The 21,641-nt window shown below is 54.8% G+C and carries 19 protein-coding genes and 1 riboswitch; of the genes, 10 read left to right on the top strand and 9 right to left on the bottom strand.

The features are described from left to right. Nucleotides 1-58: 58 nt before the first annotated feature. The 10 genes from ACHH0Z_RS23800 (at nt 59) to ACHH0Z_RS23755 (ending at nt 8,829) form a co-directional block, all read left to right on the top strand. Nucleotides 59-544: an Rsd/AlgQ family anti-sigma factor gene (locus ACHH0Z_RS23800; protein WP_008503464.1), complete on the top strand. Its 486-nt coding sequence runs from the start codon at nt 59-61 to the stop codon at nt 542-544. A 54-nt stretch (nt 545-598) separates the two neighbouring features. Beyond that, nucleotides 599-707: riboswitch (TPP riboswitch) on the top strand. A 79-nt stretch (nt 708-786) separates the two neighbouring features. Then, nucleotides 787-2,682 carry a phosphomethylpyrimidine synthase ThiC gene (gene thiC / locus ACHH0Z_RS23795; protein WP_045409537.1) on the top strand — a complete coding sequence of 632 codons (1,896 nt, stop codon included), beginning with the start codon at nt 787-789 and terminating at the stop codon, nt 2,680-2,682. Continuing rightward, nucleotides 2,682-3,317, top strand: a complete 636-nt coding sequence (thiE, locus tag ACHH0Z_RS23790) for a thiamine phosphate synthase (protein WP_021242961.1) — start codon at nt 2,682-2,684, stop codon at nt 3,315-3,317. Before thiC ends, thiE begins: the two co-directional genes overlap by 1 nt. Further along, nucleotides 3,310-4,065, top strand: a complete 756-nt coding sequence (locus tag ACHH0Z_RS23785) for a HesA/MoeB/ThiF family protein (RefSeq protein ID WP_032654577.1) — start codon at nt 3,310-3,312, stop codon at nt 4,063-4,065. Before thiE ends, ACHH0Z_RS23785 begins: the two co-directional genes overlap by 8 nt. Continuing rightward, the gene (gene thiS, locus ACHH0Z_RS23780; protein WP_008503460.1) at nt 4,049-4,249 is read left to right on the top strand and encodes a sulfur carrier protein ThiS; all 201 of its coding nucleotides are present in this window, start codon (nt 4,049-4,051) and stop codon (nt 4,247-4,249) included. The genes ACHH0Z_RS23785 and thiS overlap by 17 nt, the downstream gene beginning before the upstream one ends. 1 nt (nt 4,250) lies before the next feature. Beyond that, a complete protein-coding gene (gene thiG, locus ACHH0Z_RS23775) occupies nt 4,251-5,021 on the top strand; it encodes a thiazole synthase (RefSeq protein ID WP_023345241.1) in 771 nt (256 codons plus the stop codon). Beyond that, entirely contained in the window at nt 5,018-6,145 is a 1,128-nt protein-coding gene (thiH, locus tag ACHH0Z_RS23770) for a 2-iminoacetate synthase ThiH (protein WP_023294848.1), read from the top strand. The genes thiG and thiH overlap by 4 nt, the downstream gene beginning before the upstream one ends. A gap of 336 nt (nt 6,146-6,481) precedes the next feature. Further along, a complete protein-coding gene (locus ACHH0Z_RS23765; protein ID WP_025910400.1) occupies nt 6,482-8,023 on the top strand; it encodes a sensor domain-containing diguanylate cyclase in 1,542 nt (513 codons plus the stop codon). Between the two features lie 180 nt (nt 8,024-8,203). Further along, nucleotides 8,204-8,512: a PTS sugar transporter subunit IIB gene (locus ACHH0Z_RS23760; protein WP_008503456.1), complete on the top strand. Its 309-nt coding sequence runs from the start codon at nt 8,204-8,206 to the stop codon at nt 8,510-8,512. Further along, the gene (locus tag ACHH0Z_RS23755) at nt 8,512-8,829 is read left to right on the top strand and encodes a PTS lactose/cellobiose transporter subunit IIA (RefSeq protein WP_008503455.1); all 318 of its coding nucleotides are present in this window, start codon (nt 8,512-8,514) and stop codon (nt 8,827-8,829) included. Before ACHH0Z_RS23760 ends, ACHH0Z_RS23755 begins: the two co-directional genes overlap by 1 nt. A gap of 57 nt (nt 8,830-8,886) precedes the next feature. Here the strand turns inward: ACHH0Z_RS23755 and rpoC are convergent, their stop codons facing one another. From rpoC to ACHH0Z_RS23710, 9 genes are all read right to left on the bottom strand, one after another. Continuing rightward, a complete protein-coding gene (rpoC, locus tag ACHH0Z_RS23750) occupies nt 8,887-13,110 on the bottom strand; it encodes a DNA-directed RNA polymerase subunit beta' (RefSeq protein ID WP_008503454.1) in 4,224 nt (1,407 codons plus the stop codon). Between the two features lie 76 nt (nt 13,111-13,186). Continuing rightward, nucleotides 13,187-17,215 (bottom strand): DNA-directed RNA polymerase subunit beta, encoded by a 4,029-nt coding sequence (gene rpoB / locus ACHH0Z_RS23745; RefSeq protein ID WP_008503453.1) that lies wholly within the window; start codon nt 17,213-17,215, stop codon nt 13,187-13,189. Nucleotides 17,216-17,534: 319 nt separating this feature from the next. Continuing rightward, nucleotides 17,535-17,903 carry a 50S ribosomal protein L7/L12 gene (rplL, locus tag ACHH0Z_RS23740; protein WP_013095002.1) on the bottom strand — a complete coding sequence of 123 codons (369 nt, stop codon included), beginning with the start codon at nt 17,901-17,903 and terminating at the stop codon, nt 17,535-17,537. 66 nt (nt 17,904-17,969) lie between these two features. After that, nucleotides 17,970-18,467 (bottom strand): 50S ribosomal protein L10, encoded by a 498-nt coding sequence (gene rplJ / locus ACHH0Z_RS23735; protein WP_395149600.1) that lies wholly within the window; start codon nt 18,465-18,467, stop codon nt 17,970-17,972. A gap of 291 nt (nt 18,468-18,758) precedes the next feature. Next, nucleotides 18,759-19,463, bottom strand: a complete 705-nt coding sequence (gene rplA / locus ACHH0Z_RS23730) for a 50S ribosomal protein L1 (protein ID WP_006810530.1) — start codon at nt 19,461-19,463, stop codon at nt 18,759-18,761. Nucleotides 19,464-19,466: 3 nt separating this feature from the next. Continuing rightward, nucleotides 19,467-19,895 (bottom strand): 50S ribosomal protein L11, encoded by a 429-nt coding sequence (rplK, locus tag ACHH0Z_RS23725; protein ID WP_008503452.1) that lies wholly within the window; start codon nt 19,893-19,895, stop codon nt 19,467-19,469. A gap of 155 nt (nt 19,896-20,050) precedes the next feature. Then, nucleotides 20,051-20,596, bottom strand: coding sequence for a transcription termination/antitermination protein NusG (gene nusG / locus ACHH0Z_RS23720; protein WP_003862341.1), 546 nt, complete (start codon nt 20,594-20,596; stop codon nt 20,051-20,053). A 1-nt stretch (nt 20,597) separates the two neighbouring features. Continuing rightward, nucleotides 20,598-20,981, bottom strand: coding sequence for a preprotein translocase subunit SecE (gene secE, locus ACHH0Z_RS23715; RefSeq protein WP_003862342.1), 384 nt, complete (start codon nt 20,979-20,981; stop codon nt 20,598-20,600). Between the two features lie 229 nt (nt 20,982-21,210). Then, the coding region (locus ACHH0Z_RS23710) for an EF-Tu/IF-2/RF-3 family GTPase (protein WP_074185891.1) at nt 21,211-21,641 on the bottom strand (431 nt) is incomplete at its 5' end.

Here is a 21,641-nt window from a genome sequence, read left to right as displayed (position 1 = left end):
AGCATTGTGGTTACATTCTGGATGAGCAGATTCAATCCTACACTTTGCGGAGTCGACCATGTTAAACCAGCTAGAAAGCCTGACTGAGCGCGTTAGAGGAAGTAACAAACTGGTGGATCGCTGGCTACATGTGCGCAAGCATCTACTCGTGGCTTATTACAATCTGGTCGGTCTTAAGCCTGGCAAAGAATCGTTTATGCGGCTGAATGAAAAAGCGCTGGATGATTTTTGTCAGAGCCTGGTCGACTATCTGTCCGACGGCCATTTCAATATTTATGAACGCATTATCCGCGAAATGGAAGGGACAACGCCGTATTTAGCGGCCAGCAAACTTTGTCCGCTGCTGGAAGCCAACACCCAGCAGATCATGGATTACTACGATTCCACGCTTGAGAACGCCATCGATCACGATAACTATCTAGAGTTCCAGCAGGCGCTTTCCGACCTTGGCGAAGCGCTGGAAGAGCGATTCACGCTGGAAGATAAGCTGATTAGCCTCGTCCTGGACGCCAGCCCCGAAGATAACATCGCGCGCCCGGCTTGAGTTCTTAATCGTTAACGAGTAATTTACAACCATTCGCCCCTCTCACGAGGGGGATTTTTCTTGTCGGAGTGCCCAGAGCGAAAGCCGGGCTGAGACCGTTAATTCGGGATCCGCGGAACCTGATCAGGCTAATACCTGCGAAGGGAACAAGAGTCACACTGCTGTTGTATCGCCCCCCGGGCGATCCTCTCTTGCTTCATCCGTCGTCTGACAAGCCATGTCCTTCACTTTTGGAATGAGCTATGTCTACTGCAAAACTGACCCGCCGCGAACAGCGTGCACAGGCCCAACATTTCATCGACACCCTGGAAGGCACCGCTTTCCCGAACTCGAAACGCATCTACATTTCCGGCTCGCAGGCCGATATCCGCGTCCCGATGCGCGAAATCCAGCTCAGCCCGACGCTTATCGGCGGCAGCAAAGAGAATCCGCAGTATGAAGACAACGAAGCCGTGCCGGTGTATGACACCTCCGGCCCGTACGGCGATCCTGATGTGGCTATTAACGTCCAGCAGGGTCTGGCAAAGCTGCGCCAGCCGTGGATAGAGGCGCGTAACGACTGCGAAGAACTGAACGTACGCAGTTCTGCATACACCAAAGAACGCCTGGCCGACGACGGTCTGGACGCGCTGCGCTTTACCGGCCTGCTGACGCCAAAACGCGCCAGAGCGGGCAAATGCGTGACGCAACTGCACTACGCCCGCCAGGGGATCGTCACGCCGGAGATGGAGTTCATCGCCATCCGCGAGAACATGGGCCGCGAGCGTATCCGCAGCGAAGTGCTGCGCTACCAGCACCCGGGCGAAGGCTTTGGCGCACGCCTGCCGGAGAACATCACGCCGGAATTTGTGCGTGACGAAGTGGCCGCAGGCCGCGCGATCATCCCCGCCAACATTAACCACCCGGAATCCGAGCCGATGATTATCGGCCGCAACTTCCTGGTGAAGGTCAACGCTAACATCGGTAACTCGGCCGTCACCTCCTCCATCGAAGAAGAGGTTGAAAAGCTTGTCTGGTCAACGCGCTGGGGCGCGGACACGGTAATGGATCTCTCCACCGGCCGCTATATTCACGAAACCCGCGAATGGATCCTGCGTAACAGCCCGGTTCCGATTGGCACCGTCCCGATTTATCAGGCGCTGGAGAAGGTCAACGGCATTGCCGAAAACCTCACCTGGGAAGCGTTCCGCGACACGCTGCTGGAGCAGGCGGAACAGGGCGTGGACTACTTCACCATTCACGCGGGCGTGCTGCTGCGCTACGTGCCGATGACCGCGAAGCGTCTTACCGGCATCGTCTCGCGCGGCGGTTCGATCATGGCGAAGTGGTGCCTCTCCCATCACCAGGAGAACTTCCTTTACGAACACTTCCGCGAGATCTGCGAAATCTGCGCCGCTTACGATGTCTCTCTGTCGCTGGGCGACGGCCTGCGCCCGGGCTCCATCCGCGACGCCAACGACGAAGCACAGTTTGCCGAGCTGCACACGCTGGGCGAGCTGACCAAAATCGCCTGGGAGTATGACGTACAGGTGATGATTGAAGGCCCGGGCCACGTGCCGATGCAGATGATCCGCCGCAACATGACCGAAGAGCTGGAGCACTGCCACGAAGCGCCGTTCTACACGCTGGGGCCGCTGACCACCGACATCGCGCCGGGCTATGACCACTTCACGTCAGGCATTGGGGCGGCGATGATCGGCTGGTTCGGCTGCGCCATGCTCTGCTACGTGACGCCGAAAGAGCACCTCGGCCTGCCTAACAAAGAGGACGTGAAACAGGGGCTGATCACCTACAAAATTGCCGCCCACGCGGCGGATCTGGCCAAAGGCCACCCGGGCGCGCAAATCCGTGATAACGCCATGTCGAAGGCGCGCTTTGAATTCCGCTGGGAAGACCAGTTCAACCTGGCGCTGGATCCGTTCACCGCCCGCGCCTACCACGACGAAACCCTGCCGCAGGAATCGGGCAAAGTCGCGCACTTCTGCTCCATGTGTGGGCCGAAGTTCTGCTCGATGAAAATCAGCCAGGAGGTGCGCGACTACGCCGCCACGCAAACCATTGAAGTGGGTATGGCGGACATGTCCGAAGCCTTCCGCGCCAAAGGCGGCGAAATCTACCTCAAAAAAGAGGAGGCGTAATGTACCAGCCCGATTTCCCACCCGTTCCATACCGTTTAGGGCTCTATCCGGTGGTGGACAGCGTGGCGTGGATAGCGCGCCTGCTGGAGGCAGGCGTTCGCACCCTCCAGCTGCGCATCAAGGATAAACGCGATGAGGAGGTGGAAGCTGATGTGGTTGCCGCCATTGCGCTGGGGCGTCGGTATAACGCCCGCCTGTTTATCAATGACTACTGGCGGCTGGCCGTTAAGCACCGGGCGTACGGCGTGCATCTGGGTCAGGAGGACCTGGAAACAACGGATCTGAGCGCAATCCGTGACGCCGGGTTACGTCTTGGCGTGTCAACACACGATGACATGGAGATCGACGTGGCCCTGGCGGCCCGTCCCTCTTACATCGCGCTCGGTCACGTCTTCCCGACGCAAACCAAGCAGATGCCCTCCGCTCCGCAGGGTCTGACGCAACTGGCGGGTCACGTTAAACGCCTTGCCGACTACCCCACCGTCGCCATCGGCGGAATCAGCCTGGAACGCGCCCCGGCAGTGCTGGAGACCGGCGTGGGCAGCATCGCCGTCGTCAGCGCCATCACCCAGGCCGCAGACTGGCAGGCCGCCACCGAACAGCTGTTACAGCTGGCAGGAGCAGGCGATGAATGATCGCGACTTTATGCGCTACAGCCGTCAGATCCTGCTGGAAGATATCGCCATCGACGGGCAGCAAAAACTGCTCGCCAGCCGGGTGCTGATTGTTGGCCTGGGGGGATTAGGTGCACCCGCCGCGCTCTATCTGGCAGGCGCGGGCATCGGCACGCTGGTGCTGGCCGACGACGACGAGGTCCACCTCAGCAACCTGCAGCGACAAATCCTCTTTACCACCGAGGATATCAACCAGCCGAAAGCACAGATCACCCGGCAGCGGCTGCATCAGCTTAACCCGGATATCGAACTGATTGCCCTACAGGAGCGGCTTGGCGGTGAAAGCCTGCACCGTGAAGTCGCCCTTGCCGACGTGGTGCTGGACTGTACCGACAACATGGCGACGCGCCAGGCGATCAACGCCGCCTGCGTGGTAAACCATACGCCGCTTATCACCGCCAGCGCGGTGGGGTTCGGCGGGCAAATGATGGTTCTGACGCCACCGTGGACGCAGGGCTGCTATCGCTGCCTGTGGCCGGACGATGCCGAGCCGACGCGCAACTGCCGTACGGCGGGCATTCTGGGTCCGGTGGTCGGCGTGATGGGCACGATGCAGGCGCTGGAGGCCATCAAGCTGCTCAGCGGCATGGAGACGGAACGCAATACGCTGCGGCTGTTTGATGCCCGCTCCAGCGGCTGGCGTCATCTGGCGCTGCATCGCGCCAGCCACTGCCCTGTGTGCGGAGGCCGCGATGCGCATTCTGTTTAACGATGAGCCGATGAGCTGCGACGACGGGCTCACCGTTGCCGCACTGCTCGACAAGCTGCGTCAGCTCAAGCCGGGAACGGCGCTGGCGCTCAATCAACAGATCCTGCCGCGCGAGCAGTGGGAACATCAGCAGGTCAATGACGGCGACCAGATCCTGCTGTTTCAGGTTATCGCAGGGGGCTGAGATGTTACGTATTGCCGATAAGGATTTTGATTCGCATCTGTTTACCGGAACCGGAAAATTCGCCTCGCCACAGCTGATGGTGGAGGCCATTCGCGAAAGCGGCAGCCAGCTGGTGACGCTGGCGCTTAAGCGCGTGGATCTGCGCCATCACAGCGATGCCATTCTGGCTCCGTTGCTGGAAGCGGGCGTCACGCTGTTGCCCAACACCTCCGGCGCCAAAACGGCAGAAGAGGCGATTTTTGCCGCACAGCTGGCACGGGAGGCGCTCGGCACCCGCTGGTTGAAGCTGGAAATCCATCCGGATGCCCGCTGGCTGCTGCCCGATCCGATCGAAACGCTGAAAGCGGCTGAAAAGCTGGTTCAGCAAGGGTTTACCGTCCTGCCTTACTGCGGGGCCGACCCTGTCCTGTGCAAACGGTTGGAAGAGGTCGGCTGCGCCGCCGTCATGCCGCTGGGGGCCCCCATTGGCTCCAACCAGGGGCTGGAGACCCGCGCGATGCTGGAAATCATTATTGAGCAGGCTACCGTGCCGGTGGTGGTGGATGCGGGCATTGGCGTGCCCAGCCATGCCGCGCAGGCGCTGGAGATGGGTGCTGACGCGGTGCTGGTGAATACGGCTATCGCGGTTGCCGACGATCCGGTCATGATGGCGCGTGCATTCCGCCTGGCCGTAGAGGCAGGCCTGCTGGCAAGGGGATCCGGCCCCGGCTCGCGCAGTTTCCAGGCGCAGGCCACCAGCCCGCTGACCGGTTTTCTGGAGGCGATCTCATGAGCACGTTTACCGAGCGCTGGCGCCAGCTTAACTGGGACGACATTGCCCTGCGTATCAACAGCAAAACGGCGGCTGACGTGGAGCGCGCGCTGCAGGCCCGTCATCTGACCCGCGAGGATCTGATGGCCCTGCTCTCCCCGGCGGCCAGCGCCTACCTCGAACCGATGGCCCAGCGAGCGCAGCGGCTTACCCGCCAGCGGTTTGGCAACACGGTGAGTTTCTACGTGCCGCTCTATCTCTCCAACCTGTGCGCCAATGACTGCACCTACTGCGGTTTCTCCATGAGCAACCGCATCAAGCGTAAAACGCTCGATGAGGCTGAGATTGCCCGTGAGTGTGCGGCCATCCGTGAAATGGGCTTTGAACATCTTTTGCTGGTCACGGGCGAACATCAGGGGAAAGTGGGAATGGACTATTTCCGTCGGCACCTTCCCGCCATTCGTCGTCAGTTTGCGTCGTTGCAGATGGAAGTGCAGCCTCTGTCGCAGGAGGAGTACGCGGAGCTCAAAACGCTCGGGCTGGACGGCGTCATGGTCTATCAGGAAACCTACCACGAGGCGACGTACGCCCGACACCACCTGAAGGGCAAGAAACAGGATTTCTTCTTCCGCCTGGAAACGCCGGACAGGCTGGGTCGCGCCGGTATCGACAAAATCGGTCTGGGTGCGCTGATCGGGCTCTCCGACAGCTGGCGGGTGGATTGTTACATGGTGGCGGAACATCTGCTGTGGTTGCAGCAGCACTACTGGCAGAGCCGATACTCCATCTCCTTCCCGCGCCTGCGTCCCTGCGCGGGAGGAATTGAACCGGCTTCGCTGATGGATGAACGCCAGCTGGTGCAGACCATTTGCGCGTTTCGCCTGCTCGCTCCGGAAGTGGAATTATCGCTCTCAACGCGCGAGTCTCCGGCATTTCGCGATCGCGTCATCCCGATTGCAATTAACAACGTCAGCGCGTTTTCCAAAACGCAGCCTGGCGGCTACGCCGACGACCATCCGGAACTGGAACAATTTGCACCCCATGACGGACGACGCCCGGAAGCGGTCGCCGCCGCCCTGACGGCGCAGGGTCTTCAGCCTGTCTGGAAAGACTGGGACAGCTGGCTGGGAAGAGCCTCGCAATAACGATGAAACGGGCTGCAACCTGGTAAAAAATTGTCGAGGGTCGACGAAAAGGCAAAACCGGAAGATTGTCAGCAATCGTCCGGTTTTTTATTGTCACACGGTCAGCAACGGATGCTGACCAGGGCGAAAAGCTTCTTCCTCGTTTCGCCCTGCCTCTGGTTCATTGCTCAAACGGCTCATGCCAGTTTAATAAGTATTTTCTTAATGGTTCTTAAGATAAATCATCCTGTCAAAAATCGCGTGCCGTATAATTCACCGCTAACCGCAGGGCAGCGACTATGCTGAGAGGATATCGGCAGACGAAAAGTATTCACCATCAGGAACGATGTACAGCTCATGGCACTTCACAGCAAAAAGCTCTCTTTTACCCGGCCCATTATGCTCAGCTTTGCGGGGATCCTCTGCAGTTTTGCGGTGATCGCGATCGCGGTGACGCTTTCACAACGAAAGGATTTTCTTGAGGATTATCATAAGATCAATAGCAACTTCACGCACAACCTGGCGGTGAACTACACCGAATCTATCCTGCGCGAAAACGACTATATTCTGGGCCGTTCCGCGATGTACTTTGCGCGCGACGACAGGCTAAACGAGACGCTGAACCTTAACCCGACGCAGGGGCTGCAGATGGTCATGCATTTACAGAACCTGATGCCGACCGTCTCCTCCATTTCGCTTGCCGATACGCAGGGGCATTATCTGCGCGCACCGGAGGTGCTCCCCACGGAGAAGAGTAAAACCTTCGATCCCCGAACGCGGCCGTGGTTTGTCGCTCAGGCGGAAGCCAGCATCTTCAGCCACTATACCCGTCCCTACATGGACTACTTTACCGGCCATCCGACGGTAACCCTTTATAAGCCGTTGATCTCGCCGGAAGGCAGACTGAAGGGAACGATCGCCTTTCATCTTGATTTGACGTCAATGGGCTATACCCTGCGCCAGATGGTGGCACCCGTTCAGGGGGAATTCTTCGTCGTCGAACGCGACGGTGCCGTGGTGCTGCATCCGGATACCGGCGCGCTCTTCAAGCAGTACGTGAGCGAAGCGCTGATGGACAAAATGACCAGCGGCGAAGGTCATCTTTACGACAAGAAAAGCAACGCCTGGTATTACTATTACTCGTTTACCAACCCGGACTGGTTTGTCATCTACCGGGTATCCGGCGCGACGCTCACCGATATCACCCGCCACGAAACGACGATCGTTGGCTGGGGGTTTGCGCTGGCGGCCATCATCATCATCCTTTTCGGCTTATACCTCCGCCACGCCTCGCGTAGCGTGCTGATGCACATTATCAATGCCATCAAAACTGGCGACGTTAACGAGGCACCGCGCCTGGAAGCGATGTTGAGCCACACGATTCAGTCCAATAAAGAGCGCGAAATGGCGTATGTGCGCCAGGCTACCCACGATGCGCTGACGGGCTGTAAAAACCGCCGCGCGTTCGACAGCGATATCGCAGAGCTGCTGAATGCCCAGCAGCCCTTCGCGATGGCGCTGGTGGATATTGATAACTTTAAGTCAATTAACGACACGCTGGGTCACCTGACCGGTGATATCGTTCTGCGCAACGTGGCTCGTGAAGGGATCCAGATTATGCAGCCACATCACGTCTCGGTTTACCGTTATGGCGGAGAAGAGTTCGCCGTAATCTTCCAGGCGGAGCAGATGTCTTCCGCGCTCTCATTACTGGAAGCGTGGCGTACCGCCGTTGAAAAACGCGTCTGGCGGGAAGAAAACCTGCGGGTTACGTTCAGCGGCGGTCTTGGGGAGTGGCATTTTGAACCGCTGGAACAATTTGTCGGAAGCGTTGATAACGCCCTCTACAGCGCCAAACAGCAGGGAAAAAATCGAATCGTTCGCACATCCATCAGCTAATCCTCTCGCTTTCACCCTGCCCGTTTCGACGGTCAGGGTACCCGCCAATGTAAAATTGTAACCGGTTTCAGAAAAACGCCTGTTTCTTTGTGATGCCTGACACACAATCGCGGTAAAGCGGTTGTTGAAGCGGTCTGCACGGGATAATTATCAATAAACACATGTAGATCGAGGCTGATTATGAAGAACATCGTTTTATGCTGTGCAGCGGGAATGTCAACCAGCATGCTGGTTCAACGTATGAAAGACGCCGCGCAGAAAAAAGGGGTTGAAGTCACCATTAAAGCCGTTCCGGTTGCGGAGTTTAAAGACAATATCGCAACGGCCGACATCGTATTGCTGGGGCCACAGGTTAAATACGAGCAGGCTAAATTACAGGCGCAGGCCGACCCGCTGGGCAAAAAGGTCGCGGTGATCGACATGATGGATTACGGCATGATGAAAGGTGATGCCGTACTGGATAAAGCGCTCAAACTTCTGGAGTCATAATGGAAGACTTAGAAACCACGATTATGGAACTGCTTGTTAACGCAGGCGCGGCGCGCAGTGCGGCCCTGACGGCATTGCAGATGGCGCGTAAAGGTGAGTTTGACGAAGCCGAAAAAGCGATGGAAGAGTCGCGGGAATATGTGAAGCATGCGCACACCATACAGACGCAGCTTATCGGTCTTGATGAAGGGACCGGGAAGCTTCCGGTTAACCTGATCACCGTCCACTCGCAGGATCACCTGATGAACGCCATGGTCATACAGGACCTGGCGGGCGATATGATTGAGCTGTATCGACGGATCCCATTAGTAAACTGAAATTTTGCAGATATAAAAAAACCCGCCGAAGCGGGTTTTTTATTAGCGACTCAACGATTACTCGTTGTCGGAGCCACCCAGACCTGCGTTCAGCAGTTCTGCCAGGCTCGCGGATGCATCTTCAGCAGTAACCTGCGGTGCAGCTGGCAGTTCGCCTGCAGCACGACGACGCATACGATCCTGATGGTACGCATAACCGGTACCCGCCGGGATCAGACGACCCACGATAACGTTCTCTTTCAGACCGCGCAGTTCATCACGTTTACCTGCAACAGCGGCTTCGGTCAGGACACGAGTCGTTTCCTGGAACGATGCTGCAGAGATGAAGGACTCGGTTGCCAGAGACGCTTTGGTGATACCCAGCAGATCGCGCGAGAAGGTCGCACCGATTTTGCCGTTCGCTTCCAGTTCGCGGTTAGCGATCTTGACGCGTGAGTATTCCACCTGCTCGCCTTCGAGGAACTCGGAGCTGCCCGCGTTTTCGATGGTTGCTTTACGCAGCATCTGACGAACGATAACTTCGATGTGTTTATCGTTAATCTTAACGCCCTGCAGGCGGTATACGTCCTGTACTTCGTTAACGATGTAACGAGTAACAGCATGCACACCACGCAGACGCAGGATGTCGTGCGGCGCTTCTGGACCGTCGGAAACCACGTCACCACGTTCTACGCGTTCACCTTCGAACACGTTGAGCTGACGCCACTTAGGAATCATCTCTTCGTACGGTTCGCTGCCATCTACTGGAGTGATAACCAGACGGCGCTTGCCTTTGGTCTCTTTACCGAAGGAGATGATACCGCTGATTTCAGCCAGGATTGCCGGCTCTTTCGGACGACGTGCTTCGAACAGGTCCGCAACGCGTGGCAGACCACCGGTGATGTCCTTGGTACCGCCGGATTCCTGAGGAATACGCGCCAGGGTGTCACCAGAGCTGATCTGTACGCCATCTTCCAGCTGTACAATCGCTTTACCCGGCAGGAAGTACTGCGCAGGCATATCGGTACCTGGGATCAGAACGTCATTACCCTGAGCATCAACGATTTTCAGTGCAGGACGCAGATCTTTACCGCCGGTAGTACGTTCAGCAGAATCCAGAACCACCAGAGAAGACAGACCGGTCAGCTCGTCAGTCTGACGAGTAATGGTCTGGCCGTCGATCATGTCAGTGAAGCGGATGAAACCACTTACTTCGGTGATAACCGGCATGGTGTGTGGATCCCAGTTTGCAACGGTTTCACCGCCGGCAACCTGCTCGCCATCACCTTTCGCCATAACCGCACCGTAAGGCACTTTATAGCTCTCTTTGGTACGACCGAATTCGTCGATCAGCTTCAGCTCGGTGTTACGTGAAGTGATAACCAGTTTACCGCTGGAGTTCACAACCGACTTCGCGTTGCTGAGCTTGATGCTACCTTTGTTTTTCACCTGGATGCTGGATTCAGCAGCCGCACGAGATGCCGCACCACCGATGTGGAACGTACGCATCGTCAGCTGTGTACCCGGCTCACCGATGGACTGTGCCGCGATAACGCCGATGGCTTCACCTTTGTTGATGATGTGGCCACGCGCCAGGTCACGACCGTAGCAGTGCGCACATACACCAAAGTCGGTGTCACAGGATACAACGGAACGCACCTTCACGGAGTCAACAGAGTTCGCTTCCAGCAGGTCACACCACTGTTCGTGCAGCAGGGTGTTGCGTGGAACCAGAATGTCTGCGGTGCCCGGCTTCAGGATGTCTTCCGCGGTCACACGACCCAGTACGCGATCGCGCAGTGGCTCTTTAACATCACCACCCTCGATAACCGGGGTCATGGTGATACCTTCGAGGGTGCCACAATCGTCTTCGGTCACAACCAGATCCTGCGCAACGTCTACCAGACGACGCGTCAGATAACCGGAGTTCGCGGTTTTCAGTGCGGTATCCGCCAGACCTTTACGCGCACCGTGCGTGGAGATGAAGTACTGGAGTACGTTCAGACCTTCACGGAAGTTCGCGGTGATTGGCGTTTCGATGATGGAGCCATCTGGCTTCGCCATCAGACCACGCATACCTGCCAGCTGACGAATCTGTGCTGCAGAACCACGCGCACCGGAGTCGGCCATCATGTAGATGCTGTTGAAGGAAACCTGCTGCTCTTCTACGCCGTCACGGTTAATCACGGTTTCGGTCTGCAGGTTATCCATCATCGCTTTGGATACACGATCGTTCGCCGCTGCCCAGATATCGATAACTTTGTTATAGCGTTCGCCTGCGGTAACCAGACCAGACTGGAACTGCTCCTGGATCTCAGCAACTTCAGCTTCCGCTTCAGAGATGATCTCGTGTTTCTTCTCTGGGATGACCATGTCATCGATACCAACAGATGCACCTGAACGCGCTGCATAAGCAAAGCCGGTGTACATAGTCTGGTCAGCGAAGATAACGGTCGGCTTCAGGCCCAGAATGCGGTAACAGGTGTTCAGCATTTTGGAGATCGCTTTCTTGCCCAGCGCCTGGTTGACGATGGAGAAAGGCAGACCTTTCGGTACGATCATCCACAGAATGGCACGGCCAACGGTCGTGTCTTTCAGGCTGGTTTTCGCAACGAATTCGCCGTTTGCATCTTTTTCGTATTCGGTGATACGCACTTTAACGCGCGCATGCAGAGAGGCCAGGCCAGCGCGATAAATACGCTCAGCTTCTTTCGGGCCAGTCAGCACCATGCCTTCGCCTTTGGCGTTAACACAGTCACGGGTCATGTAGTACAGACCCAGTACAACGTCCTGAGAAGGAACAATGATTGGCTCACCGTTCGCTGGAGACAGGATGTTGTTAGTAGACATCATCAGCGCACGCGCTTCGAGCTGGGCTTCCAGCGTCAGCGGTACGTGAACAGCCATCTGGTCACCATCGAAGTCGGCGTTATATGCCGCACAAACCAGCGGGTGCAGCTGGATCGCTTTACCTTCGATCAGGACTGGCTCAAATGCCTGGATACCCAGACGGTGCAGGGTTGGTGCACGGTTCAGCAGTACCGGGTGTTCGCGGATAACTTCGTCCAGGATATCCCAAACGACAGCTTCTTCACGCTCAACCATTTTCTTAGCGGCTTTGATGGTGGTGGCCAGGCCACGCAGTTCCAGCTTGCCGTAGATGAACGGTTTGAACAGCTCCAGTGCCATTTTCTTCGGCAGACCGCACTGATGCAGACGCAGGTATGGACCTACGGTGATTACAGAACGACCGGAGTAGTCAACACGCTTACCGAGCAGGTTCTGACGGAAACGACCCTGTTTACCTTTGATCATGTCGGCCAAAGATTTCAGAGGACGTTTGTTAGAACCGGTGATCGCACGACCGCGACGACCGTTATCCAGCAGGGCATCTACCGCTTCCTGCAGCATACGTTTTTCGTTGCGTACGATGATGTCCGGCGCAGCCAGATCCAGCAGACGTTTCAGACGGTTGTTACGGTTGATCACGCGACGATACAGATCGTTCAGATCGGACGTTGCGAAACGACCACCATCCAGCGGAACCAGTGGACGCAGATCTGGCGGCAGAACCGGCAGAACGGTCAGGATCATCCACTCTGGCTTGTTACCAGACTGAACGAACGCTTCCAGCAGTTTGATACGCTTGGTCAGCTTTTTACGCTTGGTTTCGGAGTTGGTTTCGTTCAGCTCTTCACGCAGCTGCTCGCACTCTTGCTCCAGATCCATGCTCTTCAGCAGAGCCTGAATAGCTTCCGCACCCATCTTCGCGTCGAATTCGTCACCGAACTCTTCCAGCGCGTCCAGATACTGCTCTTCAGTCAGGATCTGATGACGTTCCAGGTTCGTCATCCCGCCTTCGATAACCACATAAGATTCGAAGTACAGAACACGTTCGATATCACGCAGCGGCATATCCAGCAGCAGACCGATACGGGACGGCAGTGATTTCAGGAACCAGATGTGAGCAGTCGGAGACGCCAGCTCGATGTGGCCCATGCGCTCACGGCGCACTTTGGTCTGGGTCACTTCAACGCCGCACTTCTCACAGATCACACCGCGGTGTTTCAGGCGCTTGTACTTACCGCACAGGCACTCGTAATCTTTTACTGGCCCGAAAATACGCGCACAGAAAAGGCCGTCACGCTCAGGCTTGAACGTACGGTAGTTGATGGTTTCCGGCTTTTTAACTTCACCGAAAGACCATGAACGGATCATGTCTGGCGAAGCCAGAGCAATTTTGATCGCATCAAACTCTTCGGTTTTAGTCTGCGCTTTCAGAAACTTTAATAAATCTTTCACGGATTTGCTCCCGTCGGAGTTAGCACAATCCGGTGCCGGGGGTTAACCCGGCACCAGTGACCTGTTTGAGCGAGAATTACTCGTCTTCCAGTTCGATGTTGATACCCAGCGAACGAATCTCTTTCAACAGTACGTTGAAGGATTCTGGCATGCCTGGTTCCATCTGATGGTTGCCGTCCACGATGTTCTTATACATCTTGGTACGACCGTTCACGTCATCAGACTTAACGGTGAGCATTTCCTGCAGGGTGTATGCCGCGCCGTATGCTTCCAGCGCCCACACTTCCATCTCCCCGAAGCGCTGACCACCGAACTGTGCCTTACCACCCAGCGGCTGCTGAGTAACCAGGCTGTAAGAACCGGTAGAACGAGCGTGCATCTTGTCGTCGACCAGGTGGTTCAGTTTCAGCATGTACATGTAACCTACGGTTACCGGACGTTCGAACTGTTCACCGGTACGGCCGTCAAACAGCGTAATCTGACCAGACGTTGGCAGACCACCCAGTTGCAGCAGCTCTTTAATTTCAGCTTCTTTTGCACCGTCGAATACCGGCGTTGCAATTGGCATACCTTTGCGCAGGTTCTCTGCCAGACGCAGCACTTCTTCATCGCTGAAGGTGTTCAGGTCGACTTTCTGACGCACGTCGGTACCCAGATCGTAGGCACGCTGGATGAATTCGCGCAGTTTCGCGACTTCCTGCTGCTGTTTCAGCATGGCGTTAATCTTGTCGCCGATGCCTTTCGCAGCCATACCCAGGTGAGTTTCCAGGATCTGACCAATGTTCATACGAGACGGTACGCCCAGTGGGTTCAGTACGATATCTACCGGCGTACCGTTAGCATCGTGCGGCATATCTTCGATCGGGTTGATCTTAGAGATAACACCCTTGTTACCGTGACGACCTGCCATCTTATCACCAGGCTGGATCTGACGTTTAACAGCCAGATAGACCTTAACAATCTTCAGCACGCCTGGTGCCAGATCGTCGCCCTGAGTGATTTTGCGGCGTTTCGCTTCGAGTTTTTTCTCGAACTCGTGTTTCAGTTCGTCATACTGCTCAGCCAGCTGTTCCAGCTGATTTTGTTTCTCTTCGTCGGTCAGGCCCAGTTCCAGCCAGCGATCGCGTGGCAGTTTGTCGAGCTTCTCAGCTTCAACGCCACCGGCAACCAGCACCGCATAGATACGGCTGAACAGACCCGCTTCGAGGATCTGCAGTTCTTCAGACAGGTCTTTCTTAGCCTGTTTGAGCTGCATCTCTTCGATTTCCAGCGCACGCTTATCTTTCTCAACGCCATCACGAGTGAAGACCTGAACGTCGATAACCGTACCGGAAACACCGTTTGGTACGCGCAGAGAAGAGTCTTTAACGTCAGACGCTTTCTCACCGAAGATGGCACGCAGCAGTTTCTCTTCTGGCGTCAGCTGGGTTTCACCTTTCGGCGTAACCTTACCAACCAGAATGTCGCCGCCGGTCACTTCCGCACCGATGTAAACAATACCGGATTCATCCAGTTTGGAGAGCGCAGCTTCACCCACGTTAGGGATGTCAGCAGTGATCTCTTCTGGCCCCAGCTTGGTGTCACGGGACACGCACGCCAGTTCCTGAATGTGGATGGTGGTGAAACGATCTTCCTGAACCACACGCTCGGAGACGAGGATGGAGTCTTCGAAGTTGTAACCGTTCCACGGCATGAACGCTACGCGCATGTTCTGACCGAGCGCCAGTTCACCGAGGTCGGTGGACGGACCGTCTGCCAGCACGTCGCCGCGCTCAACTGGCTCACCCAGAGATACGCAAGGCATCTGGTTGATACAGGTGTTCTGGTTAGAACGGGTGTATTTGGTCAGGTTATAAATGTCGATACCTGCTTCGCCCGGGTACATCTCGTCTTCGTTAACTTTGATAACGATACGGGAGGCATCCACGTACTGAACAGTACCGCCACGCTTAGCAACTGCAGTAACACCGGAGTCAACGGCAACAGCACGTTCCATACCGGTACCAACCAGCGGCTTATCAGCACGCAGAGTTGGAACGGCCTGACGTTGCATGTTCGCACCCATCAATGCACGGTTGGCGTCATCGTGTTCCAGGAACGGGATCAGGGACGCACCGACGGATACCACCTGCTGGGTGGATACGTCCATGTAGTCAACCTGGTCGCGGCTGAACAAGCTGGATTCGCCTTTGCTACGGCAGGTAACCAGATCTTCTACAAAGTGGCCTTCGTCATCCAGGTTGGAGTTCGCCTGAGCGATAACGTAGTTGCCTTCTTCGATAGCAGACAGATAATGAATTTCGTCGGTTACAACACCGTCGGTCACTTTACGATACGGGGTCTCGAGGAAACCGTATTCGTTAGTCTGTGCGTACACGGACAGGGAGTTGATCAGACCGATGTTTGGACCTTCAGGCGTTTCGATTGGACATACGCGACCGTAGTGCGTCGGGTGTACGTCTCGAACTTCGAAGCCTGCACGCTCACGGGTCAGACCGCCTGGGCCGAGTGCAGAGATACGACGCTTGTGCGTAATCTCAGACAGCGGGTTGTTCTGGTCCATGAACTGAGACAGCTGGCTGGAACCGAAGAACTCTTTCACTGCTGCAGAAATCGGCTTGGCGTTGATCATATCCTGAGGCATCAGGGTATCCAGATCGCCCAGAGACAGACGCTCTTTCACCGCACGCTCTACACGTACCAGGCCAACGCGGAACTGGTTTTCCGCCATTTCGCCTACGGAACGGATACGACGGTTGCCGAGGTGGTCGATGTCGTCCACTTCGCCTTTGCCGTTACGGATATCGATGAGCTTCTTCATCACTTCGATGATGTCGTCTTTGCTCAGGATACCGGAACCTTCGATTTCGTCGCGCAGCAGAGAACGGTTGAACTTCATACGACCAACCGCGGACAGATCGTAGCGGTCTTCGGAGAAGAACAGGTTCTCGAACAGGCTTTCAGCCGCTTCGCGAGTTGGTGGCTCACCAGGACGCATCATGCGGTAGATTTCAACCAGCGCGCTCAGACGATCGTTGGTTGGGTCGACGCGTACAGTCTCAGAGATGTACGGACCGTGGTCCAGATCGTTGGTGAACAGCGTTTCGATACGTTTGTGGCCAGCCTGACTCAGCTTAGCCAGCAGATCCAGGCTCAGCTCCATGTTAGCCGGGCAGATCAGCTCGCCAGTTGATTCATCAACGTAATCTTTCGCGGCTACTTTTCCTGCAATGTATTCAACCGGAACTTCGATGTGTTTGATATCATCTTTTTCCAGCTGGCGGATGTGGCGCGCGGTGATACGGCGACCTTTTTCCACATACACTTTGCCGTCGGCTTCGATGTCGAACGACGCGGTCTCACCACGCAGACGTTCCGGCACCAGCTCCATCTGCAGCTTGTTGTCGCGGATTTCAAAGATCACTTTCTCAAAGAACAGGTCCAGGATCTGCTCAGTGGTATAGTTCAGTGCACGCAGAATGATGGTTGCAGGCAGTTTACGACGACGGTCGATACGGACAAACAGGTTGTCTTTTGGATCGAACTCGAAGTCCAGCCAGGAACCACGGTAAGGAATGATGCGTGCGTTATACAGTACTTTACCGGAAGAGTGCGTTTTACCTTTATCGCTGTCGAAGAAGACGCCCGGGCTACGATGCAGCTGGGAAACGATAACACGCTCAGTACCGTTAATAACGAAAGTACCGTTGTCTGTCATGAGTGGAATTTCACCCATGTAGACTTCTTGTTCTTTAATGTCTTTTACGGTGCCTTCAGGCGCTTCGCGCTCGTAGATCACCAGACGCAGTTTTACGCGCAGCGGTGCGGAATAGGTCACGCCACGGATCTGACATTCCTGAACGTCAAACACCGGTTCGCCAAGGCGGTAGCTGACGTACTGCAGCTCGGAGTTACCGCTGTAGCTCTGAATCGGGAACACGGAGCGGAAGGCTGCTTCCAGACCGTACTGCCCTTCAGGATCTTGCTCGATAAACTTCTGGAACGAGTCAAGCTGGATAGAAAGGAGATATGGAATGTCCAGAACTTGTGGACGTTTACCAAAATCCTTACGAATACGTTTTTTCTCGGTATAGGAGTAAACCATAGGGTTCCTCAGCTCGCTGACAAGTCGACCCATCTGTCCGACGAAGGGACAGTTTGTGCAACACCATTTTGTGGACCGGAAAATTGAATACTTTCCGCAATACCTGTTGCTATCACGCTTAAACCATTTCATTGCGATTTACACAGAGCGAGCACCCTGTCGCAGTATATTAAGTCGTCGATAGAAACAAGCATTGTCAGGACAATCAGCAGTCAAACAGTGTGAAATGCTACTGATGCCTTACAGCGCAAAAAGGCTGGTGACTAAAAAGTCACCAGCCATCAGCCTAATGACTTAGGCTGCAACCAGAAAAGTTGGCTTATTTAACTTCAACTTCAGCGCCAGCTTCTTCCAGAGATTTTTTCAGTGCTTCTGCGTCGTCTTTGCTCACGCCTTCTTTCAGCGCAGCTGGAGCAGATTCTACCAGGTCTTTAGCTTCTTTCAGACCCAGACCGGTAGCGCCACGAACAGCTTTGATTACTGCAACTTTGTTCGCGCCAGCAGCTTTCAGAATTACGTCGAATTCAGTTTTCTCTTCAGCAGCGTCAGCAGCTGGGCCAGCAGCAACAGCTACAGCAGCAGCAGCAGAAACACCGAATTTTTCTTCCATTGCAGAGATCAGCTCAACAACGTCCATTACGGACATAGCGGATACTGCTTCAATGATTTGATCTTTAGTGATAGACATTTAAATTGTTCCTGAATATCAGAATAAGTTTATACGTAAGCAGATGCTTTATAAAGATAACTGCGATTAAGCAGCTTCTTTCACATCGCGTACAGCAGCCAGAGTACGAACCAGTTTGCCAGCCGAAGCTTCTTTCATGGTTGCCATCAGGCGTGCAATTGCTTCTTCGTAGGTCGGCAGAGTTGCCAGGCGGTCGATCTGAGACGCCGGGATCAGCTCACCTTCAAAGGCAGCGGCTTTGACCTCAAATTTTGCATTCGCTTTCGCGAACTCTTTGAACAGACGAGCAGCAGCGCCCGGGTGTTCCATAGAGTATGCAATCAGGGTCGGACCAACAAACGTGTCTTTCAGGCACTCAAAAGAGGTACCTTCAACAGCACGGCGCAGCAGGGTGTTACGAACAACACGCATGTAAACGCCAGCTTCACGACCTGCTTTACGCAGTTCAGTCATTTTGTCTACAGTAACGCCACGGGAATCCGCAACTACTGCAGACAGCGCGCCTTTGGCTACTTCGCTGACTTCAGCAACAATCGCTTGTTTGTCTTGAAGATTTAAAGCCATTAGCTTTGCTCCTGGATGTTTGCCGGAACTCATGTTCCGGAACTCACTTCACTCTCCCCAACGGAAAGAGCGTCTTAATACGGTGAGCAGAAACAAGCCAGAGTATCCAAAAATAATCTTAGCGTTCTGTCACCGTCTACGCAGGGGATTAAGTCTCTTGCGAAACACCTGCGGTCTTCGACGGAGGCCTGGATTAGGCCAGGCTCCAACGAACAATTCTTTTAGCCGCTAACTTTCGTTAGCAAACGTGGGGGTAAGATTGTAGACAAAATCACCGCCCACGTAAAGGCATTAGTTTGCAGCAGCGCTCAGGCCAGCCTGGTCAACTGCAACACCTGCACCCATGGTGGTGGAGATGCTAACTTTCTTGATGTACACGCCTTTCGCCTGAGTTGGTTTTGCTTTTTTCAGCGCAACCAGCAGAGCTTCCAGGTTTTCTTTCAGTTTGTCAGCGTCAAAGTCCACTTTACCGATGGTGGTGTGGATGATGCCGTTTTTGTCGTTACGATAACGAACCTGACCTGCTTTAGCGTTCTTAACCGCTTCAGCAACGTTAGGGGTTACAGTACCCACTTTCGGGTTTGGCATCAGGCCGCGTGGACCCAGAACCTGGCCCAGCTGGCCAACAACGCGCATTGCATCTGGAGAAGCAATAACAACGTCAAAGTTCATTTCGCCTTTCTTGATCTGATCAGCCAGATCTTCCATACCTACCAGTTCAGCGCCGGCAGCTTTAGCAGCTTCAGCGTTTGCACCCTGAGCAAATACAGCTACGCGAACGGAACGGCCAGTACCGTGTGGCAGTACAGTTGCGCCACGAACGTTCTGATCGGATTTACGCGCGTCGATGCCCAGGTTAACGGCAACGTCAACGCTTTCAACGAACTTAGCAGTTGCCAGTTCTTTCAGCAGAGCGATAGCTTCGTTGATGTCGTACTGTTTGGTCGCATCAACTTTGTCACGGATCACGGACATGCGCTTGGTCAGTTTAGCCATTTCTTAGTCCTCCACTACCAGGCCCATGGAACGTGCAGTACCTTCGATTGAGCGAGTCATCGCTTCAATGTCGGCACCAGTCATGTCGGCAGCTTTGGTCTGCGCGATTTCCTGCAGCTGAGCGCGGGAAATTTTACCCACTTTGTCTTTGTTCGGTTTACCGGAACCAGACTTGATACCAGCCGCTTTCTTCAGCAGAACTGCTGCAGGAGGGGTTTTGGTAACGAAAGTGAAAGAACGGTCAGCGTAAACAGTGATTACGACTGGGATTGGCAGACCTTTTTCCAGGGATTCCGTTTTTGCGTTGAACGCTTTACAGAATTCCATGATGTTCACACCCTGCTGACCCAGAGCTGGACCAACTGGTGGACTTGGGTTCGCCATACCAGCTGCAACCTGCAGCTTGACGTAGGCTTGTACTTTCTTAGCCATTCTAAAATCCTCTGATTGGGTAATAGCGCCTCAGTGAGGCTCCCCGTGAATAAAATTCGTTTTACGGGCCGGGCCCATAAAAACAAAAGGCGCGAAATTGTATTCCAATCTCGCGCCCTGTGCAACGATTAAATCGTCGCTTTTTTGATCGCTGCTTAGGCTTTTTCGACCTGCGCAAAGTCCAGTTCTACCGGGGTCGCACGACCGAAGATAGATACAGAAACTTTCAGGCGGGACTTTTCGTAGTCCACTTCTTCAACGACGCCGTTAAAGTCAGCAAACGGACCGTCATTAACACGAACCATTTCACCCGGTTCAAACAGCGTTTTCGGACGCGGCTTATCACCAACCTGCTGCAGGCGGTTCATAATCGCATCCACTTCTTTGTCGCTGATTGGCGCCGGACGGTCAGACGTGCCGCCGATAAAGCCCATCACGCGCGGTACGCTGCGCACCAGGTGCCAGCTCGCGTCGTTCATCACCATCTGAACCAGCACGTAACCCGGGAAGAATTTGCGCTCGCTTTTGCGACGCTGGCCGCCACGGATCTCGACCACTTCTTCGGTCGGAACCATAACTTCGCCAAATAACTCTTCCATGTTGTGTAATTTGATATGCTCACGCAGCGACGTTGCTACGCGGCCTTCAAAACCGGAAAACGCCTGAACGACGTACCAGCGCTTTTTAGGGGCTTCAGACATCTCAGAACCTCAGGCCAGTGATAAAGGATACCAGGCGAACCAGAATACCATCCAGTCCCCACAGGATCAGTGACATTACAGCGGTAACCGCCGCTACGATCAGCGTGGTGTGCAATGTTTCCTGGCGAGTCGGCCAAATTACCTTACGGACTTCGGTACGCGCTTCGCGAGCAAAAGCGACGGTCGCTTTGCCTTTCGTCGTCAACAGCGCGACACCACCCGCTGCAGCAATCAGAATTACCACTGCAAGCGCGCGTAGCGGCAGCATCATGTCACGATAAAGGTAGTTGCCGACAATCGCTACGATCAGCAGAACGGCTACTACTACCCATTTCATCGCTTCCAGGCCGCGCCCGCTCCCTTGAGCTTCGGTATTCGCACTCATAAACCAACCTGTCAGAAGTATTCTACAAACATTTTCACCCCGCGATTGCGAGGCAAACCAAATCGAAATGCTAATTCGCTTTTCGAATTATACGCTCTCTGCAGAGCCTGTCTCAGCAATGATTATGACAAAAATAATCACTGATGAGCCAGGTTCTGACGTGAAAGCGTGCAAAAAGGGCATCAAATGATGCCCTTTTATTGCGCATTGCGTCAAATGTTATCAGCAATTAGCCGAGAACTTTAGCAACCACGCCCGCGCCAACGGTACGGCCACCTTCACGGATTGCGAAACGCAGACCGTCGTCCATCGCGATTGGGTGGATCAGCGTCACAACCATCTTGATGTTGTCGCCTGGCATTACCATCTCAACGCCTTCTGGCAGTTCGATGGTACCGGTCACGTCAGTAGTACGGAAGTAGAACTGTGGACGGTAGCCTTTGAAGAACGGAGTATGACGGCCGCCTTCGTCTTTGGACAGGATGTACACTTCAGATTCGAACTTGGTGTGTGGCTTGATTGAGCCTGGCTTCGCCAGAACCTGACCACGTTCGATTTCTTCACGTTTGATACCACGCAGCAGAACACCAACGTTCTCACCAGCACGGCCTTCGTCCAGCAGTTTGCGGAACATTTCAACGCCAGTACAGGTAGACTTCG

It is taken from the genome of Enterobacter cloacae complex sp. 2024EL-00227 (assembly GCF_043945315.1).
GTDB classification, from domain to species: domain Bacteria; phylum Pseudomonadota; class Gammaproteobacteria; order Enterobacterales; family Enterobacteriaceae; genus Enterobacter; species Enterobacter roggenkampii.
The sequence above is the reverse complement of the archived record's forward strand: the minus strand, read 5'-3'. Positions and strand labels throughout refer to the sequence as shown.